Here is a 5000-nt window from a genome sequence, read left to right as displayed (position 1 = left end):
TCGCGCCCAGATGGCTGCAGAGCAGTTCCCCACCGGAAGTGGCATTCAGAGCCGTTCTTCGAGCAATTCCGGTGTGATGTTTCGGCCAGCGTAGAAGATGCCAAGGATCAGCACCCCGCTCACCCTCGACGGCAAAGGCAATGCTAACGGCACGCCGGTAACCGACAATCCGCAGCCCAGGCATGATCTCGACCCGCTCGGTGCCCCGCTGTGGAAAAGTCGACAAGCCGAGACAATGGTCGCGGATACCCACAATGAAATTCCAGGCGATCGCCGGCGACGCACGTCCGGCTATGTCATCGTAGAGTTGCTCCAGCTCGGATTCCGCCTTGGGGTGGAAGACAATCTGGTACTCCATCCCCTATTTGGCTTTCGCCTGCTTGGCGTGATGTCGCGCCTCCAGCCGGGAGAAAACCGTTTCGGCAGGGATGCCCTTGGTTGGATCCTGCCGGAGTTGAGCCAGCCGGCCTGGTATCTCGTCGCGCAGCCATCTCTCCCGCTCCGCCTCGAAATCCTCGAGCATGCGCAGGCCCGCGCGGACAACCTCGCTGGCATTGTTGTAGCGGCCCGATTCGAGCTGCTTCCTGATGAAGCTCTCGTAGTGGTCATTCAAAGCGTAATTTGGCATTGGCAAGCTCCTGCAGGGAATATGGGACCGGGTCGAGATTCTAGCAATAGATATCAACTATTGGCACCTTGATCGTTCGGTCCTGCTCCACCTTTGCGCCATTCGTCCCCCGGAGAATCGCCCGTCACCTGATTCGGCATGATCGAGGTGTCGCTTCAGCACCCAAGGCCGCTCAACAACGGCATTTGCGGCTATTGCGGCGTGACGCACCCGACCGCCGGCGCGATCGAGGATCCACACGCAGGCCGATATTCGCGGGCGTCACTCATTGTCAGCTGAGGCCGCTTTGTGGGCCGGGGAGTTCATCTTGCAGGCGACAGTCGGTCCCAAACGCAAACAGCCCGCCGGCGTGGTGCCTGGCGGGCTGTTTTGGATTTGGTTGCGGGGACAGGATTTGAACCTGTGACCTTCAGGTTATGAGCCTGACGAGCTACCGGGCTGCTCCACCCCGCGTCAACCTTGGCTGTAAGCGCAAGCCTACGAATAGGATGGCCTACAAATAGGTATATGGCTCGCCAAATGAAAGGGCCGCTTGCGCGGCCCGGGCTTCCCTTGGCGGGCCTTATGCATGTCGCCCAAAGTGCTTGGCGGTTTTGGGGCAACGACATGCATCAACAAAAGTAAGGAGAAGATTTCCCTGCATCCGATTTGGATGTGAGATCAACGTGCGTTTAGCAGACCTGGCAGCGACCTACTCTCCCGCGTCTTGAGACGAAGTACCATCAGCGCTGGAGCGTTTCACGGCCGAGTTCGGAATGGGATCGGGTGCAGCCGCTCCGCCATAACCACCAGGTCGGCAAAACGCACGTTGTTCGAGAAGCTGAGTTAGGGATTAGGCAGTAGGGAATAGTGAGTAGGAGATACCTGCTCGCTATAAGCATGCGCCATTTGCCCGTCTTTCCGTGCCAAGGCGACGTTTTCTACAGGGCGCTTCGGGCATAAGCCCGCAAGCGCGACTGCGCGTCGCCGGTTTTCCGGCGCCCTCGCGGAGCATAGGCCCCGGAGGGGCCGCTCATGCGTGAGCGCTGGTAAGACCATTTGACTTCGTCAAATGGGCATAAGGAATGAGAACGATCAAGCCGATCGAACTATTAGTACCGGTAAGCTTCAAGCGTTGCCGCTCTTCCACACCCGGCCTATCAACGTGGTCGTCTTCCACGGTTCTCAGGGAATACTCGTTTTAAGGTGGGTTTCCCGCTTAGATGCCTTCAGCGGTTATCCCGTCCGGATATAGCTACCCTGCTATGCGGCTGGCGCCACAACAGGTCCACCAGAGATCCGTCCATCCCGGTCCTCTCGTACTAGGGACAGATCCTTTCAATATTCCTACACCCACGGCAGATAGGGACCGAACTGTCTCACGACGTTCTGAACCCAACTCACGTACCGCTTTAAATGGCGAACAGCCATACCCTTGGGACCTGCTCCAGCCCCAGGATGCGATGAGTCGACATCGAGGTGCCAAACAACCCCGTCGATATGGACTCTTGGGGGTCATCAGCCTGTTATCCCCGGCGTACCTTTTATCCGTTGAGCGATGGCCCTTCCACGCGGGACCACCGGATCACTATGACCGACTTTCGTCTCTGCTCGACTTGTCAGTCTCGCAGTCAGGCAGGCTTATGCCATTGCACTCAGCGAACGATTTCCGACCGTTCTGAGCCCACCATCGCGCGCCTCCGTTACTCTTTAGGAGGCGACCGCCCCAGTCAAACTACCCACCATACATTGTCCCGGACCCGGATAACGGGCCGCGGTTAGACATCCATAGTAATAAGGGTGGTATTTCAAGGGTGGCTCCACCTGAGCTGGCGCCCAGGTTTCAAAGCCTACCACCTATCCTACACATGCCACTACGAATGCCAATGTAAAGCTATAGTAAAGGTGCACGGGGTCTTTCCGTCTAACCGCAGGAACCCCGCATCTTCACGGGGAATTCAATTTCACTGAGTCTATGCTGGAGACAGCGGGGAAGTCGTTACGCCATTCGTGCAGGTCGGAACTTACCCGACAAGGAATTTCGCTACCTTAGGACCGTTATAGTTACGGCCGCCGTTTACTGGGGCTTCGATTCAGAGCTTGCACCCCTCCTCTTAACCTTCCAGCACCGGGCAGGCGTCAGACCCTATACGTCGTCTTGCGACTTCGCAGAGCCCTGTGTTTTTGATAAACAGTCGCTACCCCCTGGTCTGTGCCACCCTCCTCTACTTGCGTAGAAAAGGGTCACGCTTCTTCCGAAGTTACGCGTGCAATTTGCCGAGTTCCTTCAGCATAGTTCTCTCAAGCGCCTTGGTATACTCTACCAGACCACCAGTGTCGGTTTCGGGTACGGTTTATAAGGAGGAGCTATTTCCTGGAACCACGCAGCAGCCCGTTCAATCCGATAAGATTGGACTACCTCAATGATCCGTCACTACCTCCAAGCCCACGAATATTAACGTGGTTCCCATCGACTACGCGTTTCCGCCTCGTCTTAGGGGCCGGCTAACCCTGCTCAGATTAGCTTTAAGCAGGAACCCTTGGTCTTTCGGCGGGGGAGTCTCTCACTCCCCTTACGTTACTCATGTCAGCATTCGCACTTCTGATACCTCCACCACCCCTCACGGGTATGGCTTCATCAGCTTACAGAACGCTCCGCTACCGCTTGGCCCTTGCGGACCAAACCCTAAGCTTCGGTGTATGGCTTTAGCCCCGTTACATTTTCGGCGCAAAGACCCTTATTTAGACCAGTGAGCTGTTACGCTTTCTTTAAATGATGGCTGCTTCTAAGCCAACATCCTGGTTGTTTTGGGATCCTCACATCCTTTCCCACTTAGCCATAACTTGGGGACCTTAGCTGTAGGTCAGGGTTGTTTCCCTTTTCACGACGGACGTTAGCACCCGCCGTGTGTCTGCCGACTAGTACTCCCAGGTATTCGGAGTTTGGTTAGGTTTGGTAATCCGGTGAGGACCCCTAGCCCATCCAGTGCTCTACCCCCTGGGGTATTCGGTCGACGCTCTACCTAAATAGATTTCGCGGAGAACCAGCTATTTCCGAGTTTGATTGGCCTTTCACCCCTAGCCACAAGTCATCCCGAACTATTGCAACAGTTATGGGTTCGGTCCTCCAGTAAGTGTTACCTTACCTTCAACCTGCTCATGGCTAGATCACTCGGTTTCGGGTCTAATGCGACGAACTGAACGCCCTATTCAGACTCGCTTTCGCTGCGCCTACACCTAGCGGTTTAAGCTTGCTCGTCACACTAAGTCGCTGACCCATTATACAAAAGGTACGTGGTCACCCAGGACGAACCTTGGGCTTCCACTGTTTGTAGGCAATCGGTTTCAGGTACTCTTTCACTCCCCTTGTCGGGGTGCTTTTCACCTTTCCCTCACGGTACTAGTTCGCTATCGGTCATGCACGAGTACTTAGGCTTGGAGGGTGGTCCCCCCAATTTCAGACAGGATTTCACGTGTCCCGCCTTACTCGAGGACGATTGATTGCATTACGCGTACGGGGCTGTCACCCACTATGGCCCTACTTTCCAGAAGGTTCCGCTTGTCTCTCAATCGCCACTGGCCTGGTCCGGGTTCGCTCGCCACTACTTCCGGAGTCTCGGTTGATGTCCTTTCCTACGGGTACTTAGATGTTTCAGTTCCCCGCGTTCGCCACTTTACCCCTATGTATTCAGGGTAAGTTACCTATTATCGATACTTGGAAACCACAGCAGCAAGTCGGCCTTGCGACCTTCCGGCTGCTCTGATTTTCCAAGTACCTTAGGTGGGTTTCCCCATTCGGAAATCTACGGATCAAAGGGTATTCGCACCTCCCCGTAGCTTATCGCAGCGTATCACGTCCTTCATCGCCTGTGCATGCCAAGGCATCCACCAATTGCCCTTAAGACACTTGATCGTTCTCATTGCCAATGCCCACCCGCGCAATCCGAAGGATTGTCGCTTCAGCCTCTCCCTTACGGGTTTAGCGTCCGCGCAATTCCCAAGGAATTGTCGCCTGGGCCAAATCCTGTGCGGGATTTAGCCCGATGTCATTGGCACAAAAAGACCAGCTTCTCGAGATCGGTTCGAGGGCGCGGTTAGGCAAACCCATCATATGCGGGAGATTGAGCGTCTCCCGCGACAAATCACAAACCTTTCGGCTCATGAAGTTCGAACAAATCTTCTCTTTACAATGTCAAACAGAACAGGCGGAGAGCTAGATGCCCACCGCAAACCTTTTTACGAATGACTTTTTCCTGACGCCTCATCTCTACTCGACACCATCCCCTTCCGAAGAAGAAGCGACAATCCTTGCGGATTGCGCGCTCGCCAAACCGCAACGCAGCGGCTGGAAGCGACAATCCTTGCGGATTGCGCAACGGACAATCCTTGCGGA

Annotated in this window: 1 protein-coding gene, 1 tRNA gene, 2 rRNA genes and 1 pseudogene; all 5 read right to left on the bottom strand. The window is 55.3% G+C overall.

The window, feature by feature from the left end; all coding sequences use genetic code 11:
- Positions 1-45: 45 nt before the first annotated feature.
- The 5 genes and pseudogenes from NKH02_RS12440 to NKH02_RS12420 all read right to left on the bottom strand — a co-directional run bounded on the left by NKH02_RS12440 (position 46) and on the right by NKH02_RS12420 (position 4520).
- A pseudogene (locus tag NKH02_RS12440) lies at positions 46-358 on the bottom strand (type II toxin-antitoxin system RelE/ParE family toxin).
- A gap of 3 nt (positions 359-361) precedes the next feature.
- Positions 362-628, bottom strand: coding sequence for a type II toxin-antitoxin system ParD family antitoxin (locus NKH02_RS12435; RefSeq protein WP_352867758.1), 267 nt, complete (start codon positions 626-628; stop codon positions 362-364).
- Between the two features lie 376 nt (positions 629-1004).
- Positions 1005-1081 (bottom strand) — tRNA-Met (locus NKH02_RS12430).
- A gap of 225 nt (positions 1082-1306) precedes the next feature.
- A 5S ribosomal RNA gene (gene rrf, locus NKH02_RS12425) occupies positions 1307-1421 on the bottom strand.
- 277 nt (positions 1422-1698) lie between these two features.
- Positions 1699-4520, bottom strand: a 23S ribosomal RNA gene (locus NKH02_RS12420).
- Positions 4521-5000: the final 480 nt, after the last annotated feature.

The sequence above is a fragment of the Mesorhizobium sp. M1396 genome, assembly GCF_040317725.1.
Taxonomy (GTDB): Bacteria; Pseudomonadota; Alphaproteobacteria; order Rhizobiales; family Rhizobiaceae; genus Mesorhizobium.
Note: the sequence above shows the minus strand (reverse complement) of the source record. Positions and strands in the feature narration are given on the sequence as shown.